Annotated in this window: 21 protein-coding genes and 1 pseudogene; 11 read left to right on the top strand and 11 right to left on the bottom strand. The window is 71.9% G+C overall.

Going from position 1 to position 23,358, the window contains the following annotated elements:
* The first annotated feature begins 169 nt into the window (after positions 1-169).
* A complete protein-coding gene (locus OO70_RS23780; RefSeq protein ID WP_043675076.1) occupies positions 170-1,117 on the top strand; it encodes a glycoside hydrolase family 6 protein in 948 nt (315 codons plus the stop codon).
* 15 nt (positions 1,118-1,132) lie between these two features.
* Here the strand turns inward: OO70_RS23780 and OO70_RS23775 are convergent, their stop codons facing one another.
* The 4 genes from OO70_RS23775 to OO70_RS23760 all read right to left on the bottom strand — a co-directional run bounded on the left by OO70_RS23775 (position 1,133) and on the right by OO70_RS23760 (position 3,710).
* Positions 1,133-1,609, bottom strand: coding sequence for a GNAT family N-acetyltransferase (locus OO70_RS23775; RefSeq protein WP_043675073.1), 477 nt, complete (start codon positions 1,607-1,609; stop codon positions 1,133-1,135).
* Positions 1,606-2,064, bottom strand: coding sequence for a RidA family protein (locus tag OO70_RS23770; protein ID WP_051741540.1), 459 nt, complete (start codon positions 2,062-2,064; stop codon positions 1,606-1,608). Before OO70_RS23770 ends, OO70_RS23775 begins: the two co-directional genes overlap by 4 nt.
* Before the next feature lie 150 nt (positions 2,065-2,214).
* Entirely contained in the window at positions 2,215-2,952 is a 738-nt protein-coding gene (locus OO70_RS23765; protein ID WP_234336916.1) for a hypothetical protein, read from the bottom strand.
* 74 nt (positions 2,953-3,026) lie between these two features.
* Positions 3,027-3,710 carry a hypothetical protein gene (locus OO70_RS23760; protein WP_043675070.1) on the bottom strand — a complete coding sequence of 228 codons (684 nt, stop codon included), beginning with the start codon at positions 3,708-3,710 and terminating at the stop codon, positions 3,027-3,029.
* Positions 3,711-3,748: 38 nt separating this feature from the next.
* On the opposite strand from OO70_RS23760, the gene OO70_RS23755 reads away from it, so the two are divergent.
* From OO70_RS23755 to OO70_RS23745, 3 genes are all read left to right on the top strand, one after another.
* Positions 3,749-5,650 carry a toll/interleukin-1 receptor domain-containing protein gene (locus OO70_RS23755; RefSeq protein WP_043675067.1) on the top strand — a complete coding sequence of 634 codons (1,902 nt, stop codon included), beginning with the start codon at positions 3,749-3,751 and terminating at the stop codon, positions 5,648-5,650.
* Positions 5,651-5,744: 94 nt separating this feature from the next.
* The gene (locus tag OO70_RS23750; protein WP_043675064.1) at positions 5,745-6,515 is read left to right on the top strand and encodes a nucleotidyltransferase domain-containing protein; all 771 of its coding nucleotides are present in this window, start codon (positions 5,745-5,747) and stop codon (positions 6,513-6,515) included.
* A gap of 150 nt (positions 6,516-6,665) precedes the next feature.
* Complete coding sequence (locus OO70_RS23745; protein ID WP_043675061.1) at positions 6,666-8,525, top strand: FUSC family protein; 1,860 nt, start codon at positions 6,666-6,668, stop codon at positions 8,523-8,525.
* A gap of 46 nt (positions 8,526-8,571) precedes the next feature.
* On the opposite strand, the gene OO70_RS23740 is transcribed toward OO70_RS23745, so the two are convergent.
* Positions 8,572-9,522: an endonuclease/exonuclease/phosphatase family protein gene (locus tag OO70_RS23740; protein WP_043675058.1), complete on the bottom strand. Its 951-nt coding sequence runs from the start codon at positions 9,520-9,522 to the stop codon at positions 8,572-8,574.
* A gap of 138 nt (positions 9,523-9,660) precedes the next feature.
* Here OO70_RS23740 and OO70_RS23735 point away from each other — a divergent pair, with 138 nt between their 5' ends.
* The 4 genes from OO70_RS23735 to OO70_RS23720 all read left to right on the top strand — a co-directional run bounded on the left by OO70_RS23735 (position 9,661) and on the right by OO70_RS23720 (position 13,350).
* A complete protein-coding gene (locus OO70_RS23735; protein WP_043675055.1) occupies positions 9,661-11,013 on the top strand; it encodes an amidohydrolase in 1,353 nt (450 codons plus the stop codon).
* 22 nt (positions 11,014-11,035) lie between these two features.
* Entirely contained in the window at positions 11,036-12,220 is a 1,185-nt protein-coding gene (locus OO70_RS23730; RefSeq protein WP_043675052.1) for a cytochrome P450 family protein, read from the top strand.
* A 78-nt stretch (positions 12,221-12,298) separates the two neighbouring features.
* Positions 12,299-12,988, top strand: coding sequence for a DUF899 domain-containing protein (locus tag OO70_RS23725; RefSeq protein ID WP_043675049.1), 690 nt, complete (start codon positions 12,299-12,301; stop codon positions 12,986-12,988).
* A 179-nt stretch (positions 12,989-13,167) separates the two neighbouring features.
* The gene (locus OO70_RS23720) at positions 13,168-13,350 is read left to right on the top strand and encodes a hypothetical protein (protein WP_043675046.1); all 183 of its coding nucleotides are present in this window, start codon (positions 13,168-13,170) and stop codon (positions 13,348-13,350) included.
* Positions 13,351-13,354: 4 nt separating this feature from the next.
* Here the strand turns inward: OO70_RS23720 and OO70_RS23715 are convergent, their stop codons facing one another.
* The 3 genes and pseudogenes from OO70_RS23715 to OO70_RS23710 all read right to left on the bottom strand — a co-directional run.
* On the bottom strand, positions 13,355-15,298 hold the full coding sequence (locus tag OO70_RS23715; RefSeq protein ID WP_043675043.1) for an ABC transporter ATP-binding protein: 1,944 nt from the start codon (positions 15,296-15,298) through the stop codon (positions 13,355-13,357).
* A gap of 222 nt (positions 15,299-15,520) precedes the next feature.
* Entirely contained in the window at positions 15,521-15,964 is a 444-nt protein-coding gene (locus OO70_RS52635) for a hypothetical protein (RefSeq protein WP_078651535.1), read from the bottom strand.
* Positions 15,965-16,302: 338 nt separating this feature from the next.
* Positions 16,303-16,917: pseudogene (locus tag OO70_RS23710) on the bottom strand (ATP-binding protein); the annotation flags it as partial.
* Positions 16,918-17,201: 284 nt separating this feature from the next.
* Here OO70_RS23710 and OO70_RS23705 point away from each other — a divergent pair.
* From OO70_RS23705 to OO70_RS23695, 3 genes are all read left to right on the top strand, one after another.
* Positions 17,202-18,062, top strand: coding sequence for a helix-turn-helix domain-containing protein (locus OO70_RS23705; RefSeq protein WP_043675040.1), 861 nt, complete (start codon positions 17,202-17,204; stop codon positions 18,060-18,062).
* On the top strand, positions 18,063-18,317 hold the full coding sequence (locus tag OO70_RS23700) for a DUF397 domain-containing protein (RefSeq protein ID WP_019060458.1): 255 nt from the start codon (positions 18,063-18,065) through the stop codon (positions 18,315-18,317).
* 108 nt (positions 18,318-18,425) lie between these two features.
* Complete coding sequence (locus tag OO70_RS23695; protein ID WP_043675038.1) at positions 18,426-19,229, top strand: SAM-dependent methyltransferase; 804 nt, start codon at positions 18,426-18,428, stop codon at positions 19,227-19,229.
* A 19-nt stretch (positions 19,230-19,248) separates the two neighbouring features.
* On the opposite strand, the gene OO70_RS23690 is transcribed toward OO70_RS23695, so the two are convergent.
* From OO70_RS23690 to OO70_RS23680, 3 genes are all read right to left on the bottom strand, one after another.
* Positions 19,249-19,887, bottom strand: a complete 639-nt coding sequence (locus tag OO70_RS23690; protein ID WP_106971749.1) for a protein-tyrosine phosphatase family protein — start codon at positions 19,885-19,887, stop codon at positions 19,249-19,251.
* A gap of 167 nt (positions 19,888-20,054) precedes the next feature.
* On the bottom strand, positions 20,055-20,969 hold the full coding sequence (locus OO70_RS23685; protein ID WP_043675034.1) for a hypothetical protein: 915 nt from the start codon (positions 20,967-20,969) through the stop codon (positions 20,055-20,057).
* Positions 20,966-23,170, bottom strand: coding sequence for a PEP/pyruvate-binding domain-containing protein (locus tag OO70_RS23680; RefSeq protein ID WP_043675031.1), 2,205 nt, complete (start codon positions 23,168-23,170; stop codon positions 20,966-20,968). Before OO70_RS23680 ends, OO70_RS23685 begins: the two co-directional genes overlap by 4 nt.
* Between the last annotated feature and the right edge of the window lie 188 nt (positions 23,171-23,358).

Genomic DNA, 23,358 nt, shown 5'->3' with positions numbered 1-23,358 from the left:
CCTGCAGCCGCTGGACAACACATCGCGGCACTTCCAGATGCGTGCTCCACCTCCGTAGGGGTGATCTTGTCGTCACCTGTCCGGTGATGCTTCGAGGCGTGGAGGGGATGGACCGCAGACTCCGGGGAGGACAAGTCGCCGCCCGCGCGCGGCGGAAACGGAGCCGACCTTGCCCACGCCGGTACGGCGAGCCCTCCTCGCCACCCTCCTCGCAGGCCTCTGCTGCGCCGGCGCAACTCGCGACGTACCGGAACCCTTCTGGACAGACCCCGACTCCCGAGCCGCACAGCAGGCGGCCACCTGGCGCGCCGCCGGCCGAACAGCCGACGCCGCGCTGATGGACCGCATCGCCGGCAGGCCCGTCGCGGAGTGGCTCAACGGCCCCGACCCCGGCCCCGCCGTCCGCGCCCGCACCACCGCCGCCGCTCGCGCCGGACAGGTCGCCGTACTCGTGGCGTACTACATCCCGAACCGCGACTGCGGCCAGTACTCGCTCGGCGGCGCCCCCACCGCGGCCGCCTACCGCACCTGGATCGACGAGTTCGCGACCGCGCTGGGCGACCGGGGCGCCTACGTGATCGTCGAACCGGACGCGGTGGCCCAGGTGGTCGCCGGCTGCACCCGGGTCGTGGCGAACGACCGCTACGCCCTCCTCGCCTACGCCGTGGACCGCCTCAAACGCCAACCGCACACCCACGTCTACCTCGACGCCGGCAACGCCGGCTGGATCCCCGAGGCCTGGCGACTGGTCGACGCGCTCAAGGCGTCCGGGGTCGCCCGCGCCGACGGCGTCGCCCTGAACGTCGCCAACTTCCAGACGAACAAGGCGAGTTCGACGTACGGCGACCAGCTCTCCAAGGACCTCGCCGGCCTGCACTACGTCATCGACACCAGCCGCAACGGCAACGGCCCCTACGTCGGCACGGCCGTCTGGTGCAATCCGCCCGGCCGCGCCCTGGGCACCCCGCCGACGACCCGCACGGACAACCCCCTCCTCGACGCCTACCTGTGGATCAAACGCCCCGGCGAGTCCGACGGCACCTGCCGGGGCGGCCCGGCGGCGGGCCAGTGGTGGCCGTCGTACGCCCTGGAGCTGGCCCGCAACGCACGCCCCTGACTTGCGACTTGGGCGTTACGGCTTGGGCTCCCACTCGTACCGCACGTCCGGCTCCCGCTCCTCGTTGGTGCTGCCGTCCGTGTACTCGACGGCGACGAAGCCGTGACGCTCGTAGAAACGGTGGGCGGGCTTGTTGACCTGGAAGGTCCACAGGTGCAGGCCCTGCGGACTGCGTTCCTTCGCTAGTTCGACGAACCGGTCGCCGAGGCCGCGCCCGCGCCAGTCCGGGTCGAGATACAGCTGGGACAGCAGATCGCCGTTGATCACCATCAGCCCGACGATCCCGCCGCCGTCCCCCGCGTCGGCCACCCAGATCTCGCGCAGCGGCACGACGACGTCCCGGAAGTAGTCGCGCACGTCGTCGGCGGAACGAGGGCTGACGACGGTCGGCAGCGCGGCGGCGAACGACCGCAGCCACACATCGGCGGCGGGGCGCGCGTCGGGGGCGGTCGCCCGACGGAGCGTGACGACGGTCTCGGGGCCGGGATTCACGGCTGCGCCACCTCTTCCGATACGGATACGGACGATGCGAACGGCACGGCTGGTACGGCTGGTACGACGGCTGTCGCCGTGATCTCCACGAGCTGTCCGGTGTATCCGAGGCAGGCCACGCCGACGAGCGTCGACGAATGCGGCCCCGCGCTGAGCCCGGACGCCTCGACCACCTCCCACACGGCGGACAATACCGAGGGCTCGTTGCTCACGACGTACACGTCCGTCGCCACGACATGCCCCAAGTCGCTGCCGACCGCCCGCAGTTGCTCACCCAGATTCACCAGCACCTGCTCGGCCTGCCGCACCGCGTCCCCCGCACCGACCACCTTGCCGTCGACGTCGAGCGGGACGGCCCCGGCGAGGAAGGCGAGCTTCGTGCCGGATTCGACGACGGTGGCGTGGGAGTACGTGGGGGGTGGGAAGAGGGTGCGGGCGGTGACACGTTCGAGCACGGGGGCTCCCAGGGATCGGTTGATCGGTCATCGGCGGTCGGTGGTCGGCGCCGCGCGGAGGCAGCCGATCACATGGACGACGGCGCTCGCACCTCAATTTCCGCGGAGACATCGGCGAACCGAGGATGCCGGGAACATCGCCCGCGCATGTCATTCCGGAGGTGGACCGCACTCCCGTTCAGACAACTGGCGTTCGCACTCCTGTGCAAGGAGCGGGTACGCCTCGGTGATGGCCGCGTAGAGCCGCCGCCGGAGCAACTCCTCGGCCGCGGCTCGGCCGGAACTCCCGAGCCCGTGCAGAAGCTCGTCGTAGCGAAGCAGCCGGTGGCGCAGATAGTCGACCTTCCACCGGTCGAGCACGGCGGGATCGGTGCCCTCGACCGTGGCGGGATCCGGCGACGGCCCCCATCGCTCGTATCGCTCGTATTGCCCGAACCCCCGTCCCCGCTCCTCTCCCTGCCCATTGCGGTGCTCGACCGCCAGTCCCGCCAGCTTGCGGGGAGCCAGGCGCGGCACGTCGATCGGCTCGGCCGCGATCCGCGCCAGTACCTCCCGCCGCGTGCGCCGAGCAGCGACCCGTGCCGCGACGGACCGCCGCGCGGCAGCCGCCGACACCGCCCGGAACTCCTCACTCCGCTCGGCCGCCTCGACCCGCTCGACGCGGTACAGACGGGTCCTCGGGGCCGCCCGGAAATGCGGATTGACCCGGAACTGATCCGGTTCACCGAGCAGTTGACGCACCATCCCGGCCGTCCATCCCCGAGCGCGCAACCCGGCCACGGAGAGATGCGTCCGAGCGGCCTGTGCGTCGTCGCTGCCGCCCTTCGACTCCTGCTCCTGCTCCTGCCCATCCCCGTCGCCGTTGCTGTTCGTCTCGTACGGTGCCATCGACCGCTCCCCCGTGGTGACTCTCAGTGACCACTCCAGTGAAGCGCGTGCCACTGACAATCGGCCCGGCGGTCTCACGCGGCGAGAGCGACCTCAGACCCCGGAAGCGTCAGGAGCGTTGGGAGCATGGGGTGCGTCAGGACCTGTTTGAACCGTCGGGGGGGGGTGCCCCGATTCGCCCCTGCCGCCGTGTCCTCGGGAGTGCGCGGCGCGGGCAGGTCGATGAGGTCGCTGACCCCGGCCACCTCCTGCAAGGTCCGTGCCAGTGACCTCAGTACGCCTCGAACCTCCGTGATCGCACCCCGCAGCGCGTCCGCGGGTTCCCACTCCCGCTCCCACGCCACCGGATCGCGTCCTTCGGGCCGCTGGGACTCGTAGGCGGCGAGGCGGGGATGCCAGGACGCGAGCAGGGGGCGCAGGACGCGGTTGAGGACGGTGACCGCGAGGACGGCGAAACTGACATGGCCGGGGGCCAACGGCGGGGCGATCTCGGGGCCGTAGCGGCGGAGGATCTCGCGGGTGGTGCCGAAGAAGGTGTAGAGGGAGGTCAGGGCCTCGCGCAGGAAGCCCTCGTCGGCGGAGAGTTCCTCGACCGAGACCCGGGTGACCAGTTCCAGGTACAGCTCCCAGGCCGCGCTGCGTTCCGAGTCGGCCGGTTCCCAGGTGCCCGAGATCTCGCCCACGAACGGGATCGTCAGCCTGGCCGTGATCTGCGACGGACCGCCCGGACCCCGACGCCTGCGCTGCCTGTGTCTCATGATCGCCCTCCCCGGCACCCACAGTAGGGTAAGCCGTCGTGTGGGACGTCTTCCTCAGCTACAGCCGCGATGACGTGGAGCGGGTCCGGCCGCTCGCGCAGATGCTGCGCGACGGCGGGCTCGACGTGTTCACGGACGAGACCGGAGTCGCGTCCTTCGCCGGCATCAGTGACACCATCCGGCGCGAACTGGCCCGCTCCAAGGCGCTGCTCGCCTACTACTCCGCCGGCTACCCCGAACGCGAGGCCTGCCAGTGGGAGTTGACGACGGCCTACCTGGCGGGCCTGGGAGAGGGCGACCCGCGCGGCCGGGTCATGGTCGTCAATCCCGAGCCGACCTCCGACCACATCCACCCCGTCGAACTCCGCGACGCCCGGCACGCCCCGGCCGACGACCCCGCCACCCTGGTGGCCGACGTACGCGAGCATGTCGCGCGCCTCGACGGTCCGATGGCGATCCAGGAGCGCGCCGTACGACGATGGCTGTCGGGGTCACCGGAACCGCGCCTCGACTTCCTGGGCCGCCTTTCCGAGCTCTGGCAGGTGCACTCCGCCCTGCACGCCCACTCCGCGCACCTCGTCACCGGCAGCGCCGCCCCGCGCGCCGTACAGATCCGCGGCATGGCCGGCATCGGCAAGTCCGCCCTCGCCCAGGAGTACGCCCTCCGCTTCGAGGCGGCCTACCCCGGCGGTGTCTTCTGGGTGAGCGGGCAGGCGTACGACGACTCCGTGCGCGCGCTCTCCGATTCCGGCGCCACCCCCTTCGGCACCCGCAAGCCGTTCCTGTGGATCGTCGACTCCGTCCCCGCCGACCGGCTCACCGCCCGGGACATCGCCGCGATGGCGGCACCGCACCCCCTCGGCCACACGGTCTTCACCCTGCGCAGCCGCGCCTACGACGGGATCGGCACCCCCGTGGACCTGGGACCGCTCGACGCCCCGCACGCGCGCGTGCTCGTCGGTGGTGACGAGGCGCTGGCCGAGGCGGTGGAGGGGCACCCCCTCGCCCTCGGGCTCCTGGGGCGCGCGATCCGGTCCGGACATCAGCCGCGCGAACTGTACGACCGCCTCCACGCGCGCGGGGGTTCGCTTTTCGACACCCTCGCGGAGGGGGACGTGACCGGTGCCCTCGTACAGGACGTGGACACGGCGGACGCCGCCGACGTGCTGCGCTGCGCCGCCGTACTGCACCCGCTGCCGCTGACCGCGCAGGACGCGGAACGTGTGCTCGCCGCCGCCGACCGTGTGCCCAGGGCCGTCGCCGCCCGGCGCGCCGGGAACGGCGTCGCTGAACTGCGGGTACGCAGCCTGCTGGCACCGGTGGTCGACGGCGGCTGGCGGCTCCACCCGGTCACCCTGCACGCCTGGAACCACCACGACCCGGCCCCCGCCCGCACCGAGTCCCTGCGGCATGCCGCCCTGCGCACCCTGTGCGTCCGCCGCGACCCGGTTACGCTGACCTTTCCCGGCAGCCGGAGGGAGGCACCCGTGGCAGCACCCAGTGAGTCGGAGCGGATGGCCGCCTTCGACATCCAGGTCGAGCTGGTCACCCGGATCGGGGTGCAGGAATTGGCCCCGGGCACGGGCAGTCTGCGCGAGGCGCTGGCGTCCCTGAAGTCCCTGATCGACTTCACGCGCGGGACGCTGCACACGTACAGCATCGGCCTCGAACGCGGTTCCGGCGCACCGACGGTCCAGAGCCTCGCCTACGCCCTCATCAACGACACCATCCGCCCCTTCACCGCCGCCTGGCATCCCCGCCTCGCCGCCTACGAGGCCCGCTGCCCCGCGGATACCGCCCCCCTCGACCACGAGACCGCCTGGCCGCAGGCCGAAGCGATGCGCACCGAACTGACCGCACTGCGCGAGCCGTTGCTGCGGATCGCGGAGTCGCTGGGGGGTATCTCGGGGGCGGACTTCGGGGTGGCGGCGACGGGCTGACGCCGGGGCCGAAAACGCGTCGCGCCGGGCGGGCCGGCTGCATACCCTGCCGATGACGTACGGCCCTCACGTCTGCCTATCTGGAGTCGCCACCGTGCCCTCCCTCACCGACCCCGCCTTCCTCGACACCACCGCCGACCGCCTCGCCACCCTCCCCACCGTGCGAGCCGTAGCCCTCGGCGGCTCCCGCGCCCAAGGCACCCACCACCCCGACAGCGACTGGGACTTGGCCGTCTACTACCGCGGCCCCTTCGACCCCGCCGATCTCCGCGCCCTCGGCTGGGAGGGCGAGGTCTCCGAGGTCGGCGGTTGGGGCGGGGGAGTCTTCAACGGGGGTGCCTGGTTGACCGTCGACGGGCGGCGGGTCGACGTGCACTATCGCGATCTGGACGTGGTGGAGCGGGAGTTGGCGGAGGCGGAGGAGGGGCGGTTTCGGGTGGAGCCGTTGCTGTTCCATCTCGCCGGGATTCCCAGCTATCTGGTGGTCGCCGAACTGGCGATCAACCGCGTCCTGCGTGGTGAACTGCCCCGCCCGGACGGCTATCCCGCGAAGTTGCGGCTCTCCGCCGCCGACCGCTGGCACGGCACCGCCCGTGCCACCCTCGCGTACGCGCGGGCCAACCACGCTCCGAAAGGCCGCCTCACCGAGGTCGCCGGCGCGCTCGCCGTGGCCGCCGTACAGGCCGGGCACGGGGTGCTGGCCGGGCGGGGGGAGTGGGTGACGAACGAGAAGCGGCTGCTGGAGCGGGCAGGGCTGCGGCGGGTCGACAGCATCGTGGCGGGGCTGCGCACGGAAGCGGAACCGGAGACGCTCATTCGTGCGCTTTCCGATGCGGAAGCCCTCTTCTCGGCGTTGCGTTCATAAAGAACGCGCCCCTACGGCCAACCTTCACACCCTCGAAATACGACCGGCCCGTTCCCGGCCCGTGCCCGAACTACCGTGGACACCACCCAGCCTCAGCCCCGGCCACCGTCGCCCGAAGGCACACCCCGCCCTCGTCAAGACAGGAGCCCCGTGTCCCGCCGAGTCGCCGCACTCTCCCTTCCGCCCTGGCTCGCCCACACGCTCCGTGCCCAGCGCGGGCCGGTCCCCTGGAGCGCGGTCACGCGAGGGGCGCTGGCCGCCGGGCCCCTGCTCCTCGTCGCTGTACTCGTCGACCGGACCTCTCTCGGTGTGCTGGCCGCGCTCGGGGCGATGCTCGCCGGGATCAACGACCGGCCCGGCAGTCGGCGGGCCTCGGTCAAGCGGCTCGGTGGGCCCGCGCTCGCGGGAGCGGCCGGGCTGCTGATCGGGACGTATGTCGGGGCGCATGTCGGGGCTGTCGTGTTGACGCTGCTCTTCACCGGGATCGGGCTGGTCGCCGGCGGGTTCAGCGCCATCGGGCCGGTCGCGTCCGGTGCCGGTACGCAACTCCTCGTCGCCTCAGCCATCGGCGCCGGGATGCCCCTGCCCGAACCGGGGTGGCAGCGGGCCCTCGCCTTCCTCGCCGGGGCTGCCTGGCTGGTCCTGCTGCGGCTGGCGCTGCCCACGCCCGGCGCGATCGCCGGTGACTACCGGTTCGACGGCGAGCGGGACGCCGTAGCCGCCGTGTACGACGCGATCGCCGCGCTGCTCGACGCCACCGGTGGGCCGGAGGCGACGGCCCGGCGCGCCGCGCTGACCGCCGCGCTCGATCACGCGCAGGACGCGCTCGCCGGGCCCCGGCTGCGGCGGTACGCGAGTTCCGCGACCGAGCGGCGGCTGCACGGGCAGTACGCCGCCGCGCTGCCGCTGGCCGAGGCCGCGACCGCGCTCGCGTGGGCGGGGGAGGCCGTGTCGGCGCGGGCGGGGGAGGGGCCCCGGCGGCTGGCCGCCGCCGTGCGGGACAACGCGCACACCGGGCCGTTGCCCGCGCCCAACCGTTCCGCGCCCGCTCTGCGGGCCCTCGACGACGCGCTGCTGCACGCCGCCGACGCCTTCGACCAGGCGGAGGGGAGCGATCTGCATGCGCGCAGGGGTACGGCAACGGGCTTGATCCGTAAGGCCTTTGGGGCCGGGGGACGGGAGTACGGGTTCCGGGTCGCCCTCTGCTTCGGGGTCAGTGTCGGCGTCGCGCAGGCGTTGCACCAGGCCCGTTGGTACGGGCAGCACGAGCACTGGTACTGGCTGCCCGCCACCGCCGTCTTCCTCGTCAAGCCCGACCTCGGGCCCCTCGCCTCGCGGGCGCTGAGCCGGGCGGCGGGGACCGTGCTGGGGGCGCTTGTTTTTGCCGGGTTCGCCGCCGTGCTGCCTCGGCCCGAGGGGCTTGTCGCGCTGGTGGCGCTCAGCGGTGCGTTGATTCCCGTCGCCACCCGGCACTTCGCCGCGCAGACCGCCGTCGTCACCGTCCTCGTGCTTTCCCTCGTGATGGTCGGCGGGGAGCCGCAGGCCTCCGCCGGCCGGATCGGCGAGACGCTGCTGGCCTGCGCGATCGTGCTGATCGTCGGGCATCTGCCGATGCCGGGGGAGCGTGGCGGGGGCGTGCGCGCCCGGCTCGCGGCGGCGGGCACCGCCGCGCACGCCTATCTCGTCCATGTGCTGAGCGAGTCCGGCGACCGGGAAGAGCGCTGGACCCTGCGCCGCGAGGCCTACCGCACGCTCGCCGAGGCCCGCGGCGCCATCGCCGTCTCGGCCGCCGAACTCCCCGCCCTCGCCCGGCACACGGAGGGCACGGACGAGATCGCGGCCGTCCTCGAACGGCTCGTGGACACGACCACCGCCTGTGCCGTCCATCTCGACGACACAGGGCGGCTCACGCCTCGCCACATCGAGCAACTCACCGCACTGCTGGAGGAGTTCGAGCGGGGACGGGGACGGGTCGGGCTGCGCCCGATCGAACTGCCCATCGCCGTCTAGCCACTTCGGTTGCGCGGACAGCAACTCCGCTCGGTCGCACGGGGAGTTACTCCACCCGCACCCACACCGGCGCGTGGTCCGACCCCGGCGCCTCGCGCCGCTCCGCCGGATCCGGGCCCACCGACGGCAGCCGCAACGTTCCCCCACCCGGCAGTCCCGTCCCCGCCGCCGTCACCCGATGGACCAGATGATGGCTGAGCAGGATGTGGTCGATCAGCTCGCGGCGACCGGAGTTGATCCGGGAGTAGCGCTGGTCGGCGGGGATCAGCGGGGCCACGTCCCACAGGCGGGTCGCGTCGCCCTGGTCGGGGCGGTCGTAGCCGGGCGTGCCGATCTCCGAGCCGGGCGGGCCGAGCAGGATCTGGGTGGTGGCCGCCTGCACCTCGTCGTTCATGTCGCCGAGTACCGCCACGTCCCGGGTGCCGCCCTCACCGGCCAGCAGGTCGTCGGCCAGCGCGCGCAGCGTCGCCGCCTCGGCGGCCCTTCGGTAGAGGGCGTAGGCGCCGTAGCGGGCCCGTTCGCCCTCGTCGTGCGGGAAGAAACGGTTGCCCGGATAGGTCAGCAGCTTCGACTTCAGATGGGCGACCGCCACCGTCAACGGCCCGGTGTCCGTCGCGACCTCCACGGCCAGGAAGCCCCGGCCCGCGGTCGGTTCCTCGGTGCCCGAGTCGTCGGACTGCACCGGACGAAGGTGCGCCGGGAACGTGTTCGTGTCGGCGACGACCCGCGGTTCCGTACGGCTGAGGAAGCCGACGCGGATGCCCCGGCCGTCCGGATGCGCGGACAGGGCGGTGTGCCACTCGCCGGCGAGCATCCCGGCGAGGTCGTCGAGCGCCGCCGGATCGCCGACCTCCTGGACGCCGAGCAGCACCGGGTCCAACTCGGTGATCACGGCGACGAGGGAGGCGAGCTTCGTCTCGTACGTGGCCTTGTCCGGGGGGCCGGACGGGCCGCCGGGGCGGAAGAGGTTCTCGAGGTTCCAGGTGCCGAGGAGCATGCGGGGCTCCTTCCAGAAGCCTTGGGTCCAGAAGCCTTATGAGACAAGCGTGCTGGTCCGGGGCGGATCGCGACAGCGCAACGCCGGGATGCGCGGTTCGGCTCACGCGGGGCGAGGACCACGTCGTACGTTGGGAGAGTGAGCCACTCTCCCGCAGATCTGCTGATCACCGGCTGCGCTGTCCTGGTCCACGACGACCAGGAGCGGATCCGTTTCGAGCAGGATGCCGCGATCGTCGTACGGGACGGGCTCGTCGCGTCGGTGACGAGCGCGGCGGACGTGGTCGGCCTCGCCGCCGTCGAACGCATCGACGCACGCGGACAGGTCGCCCTGCCGGGGCTGATCAACTGCCACACCCACGCGCCGATGGTCGCGCTGCGAGGGCTAGCCGAGGACCTGCCCACGGAGGAGTGGTTCAACGACGTCGTCTGGCCCGTCGAGTCCAACCTCACCGAGAAAGACGTGGAGTTGGGCGCGCGGCTCGCCTGCGCCGAGATGATCCGCGCCGGGGTCACCTGCTTCGCCGACCACTACTTCTCCATGGACACGGTGGCCGCCGTCGTCGCCGAGTGCGGGCTGCGCGCACACCTCGGCGAGGCCTACTTCTCCTCCCAGGGGCCTCAAGGTCGGGAGAAATCACTGGAGTTCGCGCTACGGCACCGGGGCACCGCCGACGGCCGCATCACCACCGCCCTCGCCCCGCACGCCCCCTACACGGTGACCGACGCCGACCTCACCGCCACCGCCGAACTCGCCCTGGAACACGGCCTCCCCGTTCACATCCACGCGGCCGAGAACCGCGACCAGACCGACACCAGCCTCTCCCGCCACGGCGTCACCCCCGTCGAAGTCCTCGACCGCACCGGGCTGTTGGCCACCGATCTGCTCATCGCCCACGGCACCGGCATCATCGACCGCGACCTGCCCGTCCTGGAGCGCGCGAGCGACCGTACGGCAGTCGCCACCGCGCCCCGCGGCTACCTCAAGTTCGCCTGGCCCGACACCACTCCGATCCGCGCCCTGCGCGCTATCGGTGTTCCCGTCGGGCTCGCCACGGACGGTGCCGCGTCCAACAACTCCCTCGATGTATGGGAGTCGATGGCGCTCACCTCCCTGATCCAGAAGTCGACCGAGGGCGACCCACGCTGGCTGACGTCCCGTCAGGCGCTGCACCACGCAACCCTGCAGAGTGCGCAGGCGGTCGGGCTGGGTGACTCGATCGGGTCCATCGCGGCGGGGCGCAAGGCCGACATCATCCTCGTCGACCTCTCCGGGCCGCACACCCAGCCCGTCCACGATCTCGCCGCCACCCTCGTGCACAGCGCCCGCTCCGCCGACGTCCGCACCACGATCGTCGACGGCCGTGTCCTGATGCGCGACCGCGAGCTGCTCACCCTCGATGTACCCGCCGTCGTACGGGAGTTGGGGGAGCGGCTGCCCGCACTCGTCGACCGCAGTCACGGTCGGCGCATCCAGGACTACGACACCTGAGCCGCGCCTCTACGCTAGGTTCATGGATCTCGCGGACGGCCTTCTCGACCACCCGTACGACGTGTACCGGCGCCTGCGCGACAGCGCCCCCGTGCACCGCATCGCCGGCCCCGACGGCACCCCCGCCTGGCTCGTCACCCGGTACGACGACGTCCGGGCGGCGCTGGCCGACCCGCGGCTCTCGCTGGACAAGAGGCATGCCACGGCCGGGACTTACAAAGGGTTCTCACTGCCGCCCGCGCTCGACGCGAACCTCCTCAACATGGACCCGCCGGACCACACCCGTATCCGCCGGCTGGTCGGCCGCGCCTTCACCCCGCGCCGAACCGAACAACTGCGTACGCCGATTCGCCGCACCGCCGACCAACTCCTCGACGCGCTGGGCACGGAGGGCGACACCGACCTCATCGCCTCCTACGCGGCGCCCCTGCCCATCACCGTCATCTGTGACCTGCTCGGAGTGCCCGACCGGCACCGCCGGGACTTCCGGGTGTGGACCGACACCCTCGTCGCACCCGCCCCCGGGACGCCGCCCGAGGCCGGCAAGCACGCCGTCGTCGCGATGCTCGGCTTCTTCACCCAACTCCTCGCCGACAAACGGGAAGAGCCCGGCGACGACCTGCTCTCCGACCTGATCGCCGTGCGCGACGAGGGCGACCGGCTCAGCGAGGACGAGCTGATGTCCCTCGCCTTCCTCATCCTCTTCGCCGGGTACGAGAACACCGTCCAGCTCATCGGCAACGCCGTACTCGCTCTGCTGCAACACCCCGAACAGCTGGCCGCGTTGCGCAAGGACCCCACCCAACTCCCGGCCGCCGTGGAGGAGTTCCTGCGCTACGAAGGGCCCGCACTGCTCGCCATCCGGCGCTTCCCCGTCGAGGACGTCACCATCGGCGGGGTCACCATCCCCGCCGGGGAGACGGTCTGGGTGTCCGCGTCCGCCGCGAACCGCGACCCCGACCGTTTCCCCGACCCCGACCGGCTCGACCTCGGCCGCGACACCTCCGGGCATCTCGCGCTCGGGCACGGCATCCACTACTGCCTGGGCGCACCGCTCGCCCGTGCCGAGACCGAGATCGCGCTGGCCGCGCTGCTGGAGCGGTTCCCCCGGCTGGAGTTGGGAGAGGGCGAGGTGCGGTGGCGGCCGTCGCTGCGCGCCCGGGGACTGCTCGCGCTTCCGGTGACGTACGGGAAGAACTCGGCCTGAGATTCTTTTCGGGGCAGCGATGAGTTCCTGTCCCCGCTCCGGTCCACCCCTCAACGGACCGTTGTCACAGGAGGGCCCATGTCGCTTCCGGAGATCGTCTCGCGTGAGCAGTGGCGCGCGGCGCGCAAGGAACTGCTGGTCAAGGAGAAGGCGGCCACGCGCGCGCGGGACGCGCTGAACGCCGAGCGGCGCGGGCTGCCCATGGTGGAGATCGACAAGGCGTACTTCTTCGAGGGCGGCGACGGGAAGGCCACCCTGCTCGACCTCTTCGAGGGGCGCGGTCAACTCGTCGTCTACCACTTCATGTTCGCGCCCGAGTGGGACGCGGGCTGCCGCAGCTGCTCGGCGTTCCTCGACCAGATCGGGCATCTCGCCCATCTGAAGGCACGCGGTACGACGTTCGCCGCCGTGTCGAGGGCGCCGTACACCAAGATCCTGCCGTTCAAGGCGCGGATGGGGTGGACGCTGCCCTGGTACTCGTCGTTCGGCGGGGACTTCAACTGGGACTTCGACGTGACGCTCGTCGGGGACGGGGACCCCGTCGAGCGGCCCGGTGTGAGCTGCTTCCTGCGGGACCGCGACCGGGTGTTCCACACCTACTCGACCTATGAGCGCGGGCTCGACGGGCTCGGCTCGACCACCACCTTCCTGGATCTGACCGCCCTGGGGCGGCAGGAGGCGTGGGAGGAACCCAAGGGGCGCGCGTCGGCGCTCGGGGCGCCCGCGGGCAGTGAGCGCATCCGCTATCACGACGAGTACGAGGACTGAGACGAGTACGAGGACCGAGACGGGAAACCTGTTTCGAGAACCTGTGCCGAAGATGTGTGGCCAGGTGTCGACTATGTCTCAGTACCGTCACTTCGCGAGCCGTTCACCGTACTGTCGGCGTTTAACTCTATGAGGCTTCACGAAGCTCTCCGAGTTTCAGCACGACAGGGAGGTACAGGGTGAACGGGCGAATGGTGCTTGAGCGTTTTCCCGCCGGCGGGCCGCGTGGCTCGTGGCCGGCGGAGGAGTTCGCGCAGGCGCGCCGTCTGGAGGGCCTGCAGGCTGAGGTCGTCATGGACATCGCGACCGACGCGTTCCTGGTGGTCGTGCCCAGCGGCGACGTCGTGGACGCCGCCGCCTGAGAGGTCAGCCCGCCTTCGGGGCGGGCACCTTCACCGTGAACTGGTCCGCCTGGAGCGCGTACAGTTCCGCGTACACACCACCGCTCGCGAGCAGCTCGTCGGGCGTCCCGGACTCCACCAGCCGCCCCTGGTCCAGGACATGGACCAGATCCGCGTGGCGTACGGACGCCAGCCGGTGCGTGATCAGCACGACCGTCTGACCGGTGCCGGCCAGCGCGCGGATCTTCTCGAAGACCTCCAGCTCGGCCCGGGCGTCGAGGGCCGCCGTCGGCTCGTCCACGATCAGGATGCGGCCCCGCCGGTAGGCGGCCCGTGCGATCCCGAGCCGCTGCCACTGGCCGCCCGACAGCTCGTGCCCGCCGCTGAAGTTGCGGGCCAGCAGCGTGTCCAGGCCGCGCGGCAGATCCGCGACCACCTCCTGCGCACCGGCCTCGGCGACCGCGTCGGCCAGCCGCTCTTCGGTGATCGGCGCCGCCGACCGCCCGACGGCCACATTGACGCGGGCGGTGAACGGCCAGCGCTTGAAGTTCTGCGCCACCATCGCGATCCGGTCCGCGAGTTGCCGCCGGTCCACGGTCACCGCGTCCACGCCGTCCCACAGAATCCGGCCCCGGTCGGGGCGGTACAGCCCGGCCAGCAGCTTCACCAGGGTCGTCTTGCCGGAGCCGTTCTCGCCGACCAGCGCGATGATCCGGCCGAGCGGGAGGGCGAGGGAGACATCGTCGAGCGCGGGGTGGGTGGCCTCGCCCGGATAGCTGAACGTGACGTTCTCGAAGCGGATCTCCCGCGGCTCCTCGGGCAGCGCGGCCCCGCCGACCGGGATCTCCCACGCGGTCGCCTCCTCGTACAGCTTCTGCAGATCGCCCACGAACAGGGCCTCCTCGTGCAGCTGGTTCACCGCCAGGACGAGGGTGTCGAGGCTCGCGGAACCGGTGCGGATCGCGATCACCGCCGTACCCGCCACCGAGAGCGCCATCGCCCCGGACAGCAGCAGCCCGCCCAGCGTCGCGTACGTCGCCGCCGTCGCGAGGCCCGTCCAGGTCGCCGCGATCAGCCCCGTACGGGCCGTGAGCCGGGCCAGCCGGGCCTGTTCGGCCTCCGCGCTCTCCGACATCTCGTGGAAGTGGTGCAACAGGAACGGTCCGACGCCGTGCACGCGGATCTCCGGGGCCGCCTCCGGCTCGGTGAGCAGCGAACCGATGAGACGGCCGGCGCGGACGTGCTGCACCCAGGTGTGGAACGACTCGTAGTGGCGCCGCGCGTTCGTCAGCGCACCCCACGCGCTCGGCAGCGTCATCGTCGCCAGCAGCGGGAGCAGCGCCGGGTGCAGCACGGTCAGCACGCCCGCCGCCGCGATCAGCGAGATCAGCGCGTTCATGACGTTCGTCGCGTACGAGATCATGCGGCGGGCCGACATGGCGCCGTACTGCGCGGTGTCCAGCAGCTTGTGGAACGCGTGGTCCTCGATGGCGGCCAGCTCCACGGCCGCCGCCCGCTCCAGATACAGCTCGGTGGCGACCCGCTCGACCTTCGGCTCCAGCCGCCCGGTCGCGTATGTCGACGCGGCCCGCAGCAGCGCGCCCACCACCATCACGGCGGCCATGACGACCAGCGCGGGCACGGCACCGCGCAGCCGGTCCCCGATGGCACCGCCCGTGATCAGCCGCCCCAGCACACTGTTGACCGCGAGCAGACTCACCGCCTGCGTGGCACCCCGGCACGCCTCGGCAACCAACACGACACGCGCGGCCCGCGGATCGGCCTGCCAGGCCAACCGGAAACTCGACCGCAGCATCGCCGGCAACCGCGTCACCATGGCCCGGAAACTCAGCTCCAGAAACGCGTCGTTGTGCTGACTCCACCCCGTGTCGTACCGCAAAGGCCCACCAAAGAGCAGCCGCTCCGACGCAGACGGCTCCCCCGACCCCGAGTCCCCCTTGCTCCCCACGGCCGACCTCCCCCGATAGTGGACGAACGGCCACTATTGCGGGGTGGGGCCGTTCGGGGGAGAGCGCGTGGGAAAAGGGGTTGCGGGCGCGCGGGCGTACGCCGGGAGGAGCGGGCCGACGTTTCGACTGGCGGCGAGGGGTGCGCCCCGAAAGGGGCGCGGGGAACTGCGCGACCAGCCCCCACCGGGCCCGCAGACAAAAACGGCCCACCGCGCGGAGCGCTACGCGCTAATAGGCCGTGACCAAGAAGGAGTAGTCCCTGTCACCCGGCACACTGCCAAGTACAGCGGAATCGGCGGCGTATACGGAAGCTTCCCATCAGGCCGATGGATAAGACCCGGCGCGCGAGGCGAGTCCGGCACCAACGCCCCCGTCGTGTACCGCGCCGGCGCCGGCCAGTCCAGCGCGTAGTCGGAGTCGGACGGCACGATCCACCACCAGTGCGCCTCGTCGGCGTAGACACAGCCGACGCGCGGCAGCCGGGGCAGGACCAGCGGTCCGAAACGCGCGGGCACCGCCACCGCATCGCAGCCGAGCGGAGCCGTCATGCCCTCGGGGACGGGCAGTCGCCGGGGCGTACCCGGTCCGTGCAGCGCACGCCCCAGACGGACCAGCGTGTCGAGACTGAGCACCTGGCCGGGACGGGACGCGCCGCTCACACCCATTCGACCCCCGTACCGAAGTCCCCGAAACCGCTGGAGTCCCCGAACCCGCTGGAATCCCCGGTCTCCGCGGAGTCCGGGAGGTCGCCGGCGTCCTGGTGGCCCAGCCCCCTGAAAGGACGTACGTCCTCCTGGCCCAGCCCCCTGAAGTGGCCCGCGCCCTCCCGGCCTCCGCGTCCGGAGCCGGTCCCGTTCCCGAGACCGACGCCGGTTTCGTGCTCCCGGCCCCCGAAGCCGCCGAGGTCCAGGCCTCCGAAGTCGCCGGCGCCCCCACGCCCGCCGGAGGCACCCCCGTGCCCCCGCCCCGGAAATACGCCCAGATCCTCGAAGGCCCCGAAGTGTGCCGTCGCCTCGTCCCCGTCGCCCGAACCGCCCGACGGGCCCGGTTTGGGTCGTGCGCCCCACCCCAGGTCGTTGCGCGGTACGGAACTGTCGTGGCCGGGGGCCGGGTGGTGGCCGTGCGCCGGGTCCGCCTGCCGTGGCAGGTCGGCCCAGACCAGCAGGCCGGGTCCGTGTTCCTGAGCGCCCCAGGCCCGGCAGAGCCCGTCGATGAGGAGCAGTCCCCTCCCGTGCTCCTCGTCGGGCCGCTGCGGGGACGGGCGGGGCTCACCAGGAGCACAGCCCTCGTCACGGACGGCTATCCGCACCAGGTCGTCGCCATCGTGCAGCTCGCAGATTATGTGGCTGCTCGCGGTGTGCACGATCGCGTTGGTGACCAGCTCGGAGACGACGAGTACCGCCGTGTCGCAGGTGTCCTCGCACACGGACCAGCCGGACAGCCGAGCCCGCGTCAGGCGTCTCGCCTGGGCGGGGGAACCCGGGTGTGCGGCCAGCTCGAACCGGAACCGGCGCTCGGCAGCGGCCCCACCAGGGACGGCTCCCGCAGCGGCACCGAGACCGAGGAGGCCTGCGGCGGCGTCTGTTCCTAAGGGCGCGGACGGAATCACGCTTGCCACTATCGCCCCGCCGTGAACACTTGGCAAGTGTCACTATGAAAAATGCAGAGTGCCGTATGACGCTCTGCACGGTCGTGGCACACTGCTCGCAACAGAAAGTCGCGCGGCGCCAGTTGGGATCTCCGGAGGTCTGTCCAGATCTTCGAATGAGTCTTCGAATGGCGCCGCAGGGCTGTCAGGATTCGGTCGCCGGGCGGTGAGAACGTCTTCGCTCGGCGGTGAGAACTCCTTTCGCCGGGCTGTACGGAACCCATCGGTCAGGTACTCATTCGTGGAGGTGGAGCGTGAGCGAGCCGCGGTCCGCACCGACGGTCGGCCAGGTCGTCCTCGGCCGGCGCCTGCTGGACCTGCGGGAACGCGCGGGGCTCAAGCGCGAGGAGGCCGCCCGCGTCCTGCGCGTCGCGCCCGCCACGGTCCGCCGCATGGAGATGGCCGAGGTCTCTCTCAAGATCCCCTACCTCCAGCTCCTCCTGAAGTCCTACGGCGTCTCCGACGAGGAGGCCGCGGCCTTCGTCCAGCTGGCCGAGGAGGCCAACAGACCCGGCTGGTGGCAGCGCTTCCACGACATCCTGCCCGGCTGGTTCTCGATGCACGTCAGCCTGGAGGGCGCGGCCGCGCTCATCAGGTCGTACGAACCGCACTTCGTGCCCGGACTGCTGCAGACCGAGGAGTACGCGCGCGGCGTGCTGAAGTCGGGTGCCATCGGCCAGACCGAGCCGGGCGACATCGAGCGTCATGTGGCGCTGCGCATGCAGCGCCAGGACCTGCTCACCCGTCCCGACGCGCCCCGTTTCTGGATCGTCATGGACGAGACCGCCCTGCGCCGCCCGGTCGGCGGCCCGGAGGTGATGCGTGCCCAGATCGACAAACTGCTCGACGCCACGAAGCTGCCGAACGTGACCCTGCAGGTCGCCCCGTTCTCCTCGGGGCCGCACCCGGGCACGTACGGGCCCTTCGTGCTGTTCCGATTTGCCATGTCAGAACTGCCGGACATGGTCTACAGCGAGTACCTGACCGGCGCCGTCTATCTGGACGCGCGCGAAGAGGTGGCGACCCATCTCGAGGTCATGGACCGCATGGCGGCGCAGGCCGCTACGGCACATCGCACGAAGGAGATCCTCAAGGATCTCCGCAAGGAGCTGTGAATGGATCGCATCAAGCCGCGTATGAGCGTCTACAACGGTATGCCCGCGCGGGACTTGGGAAGCGAAGGCTGGCACAAGCCGTGGAGCGGCGGCAACGGCGGCAACTGCCTGGAGGCGATGAAGCTCGCCGACGGCCGGATCGCCGTCCGTCAGTCCACCGACCCGGACGGGCCGGCCCTGATCTACACCACCGACGAGATGACGGCCTTCATCGAGGGGGCGAAAGCGGGCGAGGCGGACTTCTTGCTGTCCTGAGCCGACCACCTGTGCTGAATGCTTTTTCCTTACCGAACCTCCTTATTTTGGTACTGACTTGATCACACAGTGCAACACCCTCCTCTGTACGACCTTATGGAGCACGCCATGACCGTGCGGCCCACCGACGAGATCGACACCAGCAGGCCCAACCCCGCCCGCATGTACGACTGGTACCTCGGCGGCAAGGACAACTACCCCGTCGACCAGGAGATGGGCCGCCAGATGCTCGCCCTCGACCCGAGGGTGCCGGTCATGGCACGTGTCAACCGCGCGTTCATGCACCGGGCCACGCGCTGGCTCGCCGAGCACGGCGTACGGCAGTTCCTGGACATCGGCACGGGCATCCCGACCGAGCCGAACCTGCACCAGGTCGCGCAGGGCATCGCGCCCGACGCCCGTGTCGTCTACTGCGACAACGACCCGATCGTGCCGGTCCACGCGGCGGCCCTGCTGCGCGGCACACCCGAGGGTGTGACCGAGTATCTGCAGGCCGACGTGCGGGAGCCCGACGCGATCATCGAGTGCGCCAGGCAGGTCATCGACTTCGACCGGCCCGTCGCCCTGTCCCTCGTCGCGCTGCTGCACTTCGTCCCCGACGAGGACGGCGCGCACGAGCTGGTCGGGGACCTGATGTCCCAACTCCCCACCGGCAGCTACCTGATGATGACCCACGCCACCGCCGACTTCACCCCGGAGCAGTCGGCGACGGCGGTCGAGAAGCTCACGGCGGCGGGCATCACCCTGGCGCTCCGCTCCCGCACCGGCTTCGCCCGCTTCTTCGACGGCCTCGACCTCGTCGAACCGGGCGTGGCGGTGCTCGACAAGTGGCACCCGGAGCTGGGCGATCCGGTGCCGGGCCAGGACGACGGGGTGATTCCGGGGTACGCGGCGGTGGGACGCAAGCCCTGACCCCGCCGGGTGCCGGGTCTCAGAACCACGACAGCATGCGCCGTGGCGCGTCCACCAGCCGGCTGACGGCGACCACCGGCAACGGCGGTTGCTCCGGCCGGCCCGAACCGAGGCTCAGCGCGTAGTAGATCTGCTCGATCGACGGCGGTCCGACGGCGAGATTCCGCCGGACCGCCCGCGCCGACGACTCCTCCCCGGTCCGCACGAGATACGCCGCCGCCATCGTCCCCGTACGGCCCACCCCCGCACCGCAGTGCACGAACACCGGCCCGGGCGCAGCGGCAACGACATCAAGAAATCCCTGCACCTGCACGGCAGTTGGCGTCTGCCCGTCACGAATGGGCAGTCGTACGACGTCCAGGCCCGCCTTGCGCGGTTCGGCGAGCTGCGCCGCGGTCAGGTCCTCGGCGCGCAGATCCACGACGGTGGTGAAGCCGAGGCGGGTCAACTCCCGGTAGCCGGCGGGGGAAGGTGCTGCCCCTCGCCACAACTTCCCCTCGGTGTCCACGGGTTGGAAGTGGTGGATGCCCTGCACGGTACGGGTCCCCGGCGGTGCCGGGGTCTCCTCGCGCGCCCAGTACGACAGCGCGAGGACGCCGAGCGCGCCGGTGGCCCACAGGGCGACGTAGCCGAGAACGATCACGAGCAGGAACTTCATCGTACGTCTGGGCAATCGACGTTCAGGCAGGTCGAGTTGGGGTGAGGGCAGGGACACGGCAGCCATGGGTGACCCGGGAGGCTCGGGGACGGGGGCGCCTTGGCATCGTACGTCGGCATTGTGCGTTCCTGTCAGTCACCGTCCGTCGTCCGTGGCGCACGGTCGGCTCAGTCGTCGTCCGCGTCCGTGTCGCTCATGCCCATCACCGTGAGGTGGGCGCGGTCGAGGGCCGCGTCCTCCAGGCAGCCGCGCAGCCGCATCCGGTCGTGCTCGGCGAGCGCGGGCCGTACGACCCCGGCGAACATGCCGTCGCCGAGGCTGCCGAGAGTCGCGTGGTTCAGCGGCACGGAGGTGGAGTCCCGGCAGCGCTCCCAGACCTGTTGCGCGGCGAGGGCCTGCCGCTCGGCCGTCATGTCCGAACCCCGCACGTCCACCTGGACGAGCACCGAGGTCGCCTCGGAGTCGTTCGCGCTCTGCTCCCGGGTCTGGGTGAGGTCGGCGAGCCCGACGACGAGCGCGGTGAGCAGGGCCGCCCCGACGACGCCGACGGCGGCCGCGCGGGCGACACGGCCCTTGGAACGCCGGCCCAGTGCGGGCCGGTCCTCCAACTCGCCCGCCGCGCCCGGCCCGGGGGCGGCGAGGACGGCGAGGCGCCCCGCCAGGCGCCGCTCGGCCGGTCGCCCGGTCGCGGAGGCGATCCGCTGCACCACCCAGGCCAGTCCGGACAGCAGCACTCCGGTGACCATGAGGACGGGCACGAAGACGTACGTGCGGTCGGTGGTCTCCTCCAGCCAGCGGAAGCGGGCGCCCTCCCGCTCGACGGACGCCTTCTGCAGCCGGGCCAGCACGTTGTCCTGACGGTCCGTCAACTCCCGTTGCCTGGCGTCGCTTTCCTTCACCCGTTCCTCGATCCGGGTGAGCCGCCCGAGCAGCACGATGCCGAGCAGCATCACCTCGACGACCAACAGCAGGATCCCGCACAGGATGGCGCGCTGCCACTGCCAGCGGTACAGGTAGACGACGAGATACGTACCTGCACCGGCGGCTGCCAGGCGCCCGAAGACGTACGCGATCCGCCTCATCGCGCCTCTCCCGTCCGTACCTCTTTCGTCCGTACCTCTTCTGTCTCTACGTCGCCTTCTGTCTCTACGTCACCGGTGGTGCCGTCGACGGTGATGCGCGACCCGGGTGGGAAGCGCCGTACGGCATCGGTCGCGCCGACCACGGCAGGCAACCCGAACTCCCGTGCCAGCACCGCGAGATGGGACAACGGGCTGCCGGTCTGGGCGACCAGCCCGGCGAGTTCGGGCAGCAGCGGGGCCAGGGCGGGGTCGAGGGTGCGGACGACGAGCACGGCATCGGAGGGGCGCGACCCTGTCCCGTCCCAGACCGTCCCGACGGCCCGCCCGCCGGACACGCCCCGACCTTCGCCTTCGCCGCTGTCGGTGCGCTCCGAGACCACTGCGCCGTCCGCGAGACGGAAGGCGTCCGGCAACGGCGGCGACTCGGCCTGCTGCACGCGCGTGTGGAGATCGCCGGGCAGGGGTTCACCGTCGAGTACGGCGGCCAACTCCGGCCAGCGCAGCAGGCCTACGCGATCCGGGGCCCGGCCCAGTCGGCGCGCGACCTCCCGTACGAGGCGCACCTGCAACTCCTGCACCCAGCGGATGCGGAGGCGGAGGGATTCTCGGGGTGGGAGGGAGGGGGTGGGAGACAGGGGAACGGGAGAGGGAGAGGGGGAGGGGAAGGCGGCGGGCAAGGCGGAGGCGGAGGCGGAGGGCAAGGTGGTGGACAGCGCGGCCGGGCGCGGGGCGGGTTGGTCGCCGCCGTCCCGCACACCCTGCTGCGGCAAGCGCACGCGCCCCCGCAGACTCGGTGCCGTGAGGGCCAGGACGGTCGGTGCCGTGGCGGGTGCCTGCTCGTCCGGTATGCCCAGGGCACGGGTCTCCGCGAGGGCGGTCAGGGCCGCGCCCGCCGCCGTACGGGACGTCGGGGGGTCGTGCAACAGGGCGCCCGCGAGGGCCTCTTGGGCGTGCAGGGAGACCAACACCGCGCGGGTCCAGCGGAGTTCGGCGGCCAGGTCGGGGCCGGGGAGTCCGCCGGGCGCCGGGACCTGGGCGAGTCGGCGGTCGACGTCCGCCACGAGGTCCGCGGCCAACCCGGGCAGCGCCGCGGTGAGTCGGCCCACCCGCCAGGCCGCGCCGAGCCGCCGCGCTCCCGGCGCCGGGTTGAGAAGGGCAAGCCACCGGTGCCCGGGCGCAGCCGCGCCGAGCAGCCGTAGGTCGGCCGCGGCCCGTCCGCCGACCGTCGTGACCACCGGTACCGTCCGCAGCAGCCGACGCGGCGCGCTGCCCGCGATGTCGAGCGCGGCGGTCAGCCCACGCGCCATCGGCGCGACCCACAAGTCCTCTTCCAGCGGCTGGAGTTGATCAGGCAACGTCTCCGCGACCGGCCCGGGCCCGAGCAACCGTGCCCCGCGCGCCGGCCGCGCGGCCATCGCGGTGATGGGCCGGCTCTGGAACAACCACAGCCGCCCGCTCCCGAACCCGTCCTCGTCGAAGCCGAACCCGAACTCGATGTCCTGCGGCCCCCCGAACACCTGCCGCGCACGGCGTGCGAGCCGTGCCAGCCGCCGCAGTTCGGACCGCGTGAGCAGCACGTCGGCCGTCGGCGGTTCGGTGCGCAGCAGTCGCCCCCGCCTGCTCAACCAGTAGTTGGTACTGGCCTGTTCACCGCTGACCAGACTGTCCGGCCCGCCGCGCACCGCACTCACCAGCATCCGGTCGGCCCGCCCCTCCACGGGGTCGGCACCGAACATCACCCCGCCGACCCGGGCCGTCAGCATCGGCTGCACCAGCACCGCCATCGGGGCCGTGGACCCGTCGGGCCGGTGCGCCGAGTCGAGCACCGTCCGTACCGCCGTAAGGAAGTCCGACCAGCCGCGCACGTCGAGTACGGAGGCGAACTGCCCTGCCAGGGACGACTCTTGGGTGTCCTCGTGCGGTGAGGAGGAGCGTACGACGAGGGGCAGCGCGCCGGATGCGGAGAGGTCCTGCCAGGCCCGGCGCAGGGTGACGGGGTCGACACTCGCCCCCTCAGGGATCACGAACCCGGGGAGCACCGGCAGCCCGGCACGGGCGGCGCGGGCGAGGTTCGCCGCCTTGGAACCGGCCAACTGGGGCTGTGCGGCCGGCGGTTGATCGAGCGGGACGGCGGCGGCCGGGCGGTACGCCCCCGCTGCCTCCTGCGCGCCTTCTCCATGACGTTCGTCGAGCGTCGTCATCAACACCCTCCAGGACCGACCGCCAACAGGGGGGACGCGCGGGGGTGGCCCTGCGCCTGACGACGGAACGAAGGATGGGGGCGCGCGGCGCCCGACCCCACTCCGGGTCGGACGACAACTCGCCTCCTGCGCCGATGATCCCACCGCCGTTGGGTTCCGCGTCGTCCGGAAGTCGCTTTCCGTCCCGC

It is taken from the genome of Streptomyces xylophagus (genome assembly GCF_000716435.1).
Taxonomy (GTDB): domain Bacteria; phylum Actinomycetota; class Actinomycetes; order Streptomycetales; family Streptomycetaceae; genus Streptomyces; species Streptomyces xylophagus.
Note: the sequence above shows the minus strand (reverse complement) of the source record. Positions and strands in the feature narration are given on the sequence as shown.

What these genes read in the sequence shown, in the direction of transcription:
- OO70_RS23700 (WP_019060458.1), top strand. Translation starts at nt 18,063, where the DNA reads ATGGATCGCATCAAGCCGCGTATGAGCGTCTACAACGGTATGCCCGCG.
- OO70_RS23730 (WP_043675052.1), top strand. Translation starts at nt 11,036, where the DNA reads ATGGATCTCGCGGACGGCCTTCTCGACCACCCGTACGACGTGTACCGG.
- OO70_RS23740 (WP_043675058.1), bottom strand. Translation starts at nt 9,522, where the DNA reads ATGCTCCTCGGCACCTGGAACCTCGAGAACCTCTTCCGCCCCGGCGGC.
- OO70_RS23685 (WP_043675034.1), bottom strand. Translation starts at nt 20,969, where the DNA reads ATGAGGCGGATCGCGTACGTCTTCGGGCGCCTGGCAGCCGCCGGTGCA.
- OO70_RS23695 (WP_043675038.1), top strand. Translation starts at nt 18,426, where the DNA reads ATGACCGTGCGGCCCACCGACGAGATCGACACCAGCAGGCCCAACCCC.
- OO70_RS23680 (WP_043675031.1), bottom strand. Translation starts at nt 23,170, where the DNA reads ATGACGACGCTCGACGAACGTCATGGAGAAGGCGCGCAGGAGGCAGCG.
- OO70_RS23760 (WP_043675070.1), bottom strand. Translation starts at nt 3,710, where the DNA reads ATGAGACACAGGCAGCGCAGGCGTCGGGGTCCGGGCGGTCCGTCGCAG.
- OO70_RS23690 (WP_106971749.1), bottom strand. Translation starts at nt 19,887, where the DNA reads ATGAAGTTCCTGCTCGTGATCGTTCTCGGCTACGTCGCCCTGTGGGCC.
- OO70_RS52635 (WP_078651535.1), bottom strand. Translation starts at nt 15,964, where the DNA reads ATGGGTGTGAGCGGCGCGTCCCGTCCCGGCCAGGTGCTCAGTCTCGAC.
- OO70_RS23725 (WP_043675049.1), top strand. Translation starts at nt 12,299, where the DNA reads ATGTCGCTTCCGGAGATCGTCTCGCGTGAGCAGTGGCGCGCGGCGCGC.
- OO70_RS23765 (WP_234336916.1), bottom strand. Translation starts at nt 2,952, where the DNA reads ATGGCACCGTACGAGACGAACAGCAACGGCGACGGGGATGGGCAGGAG.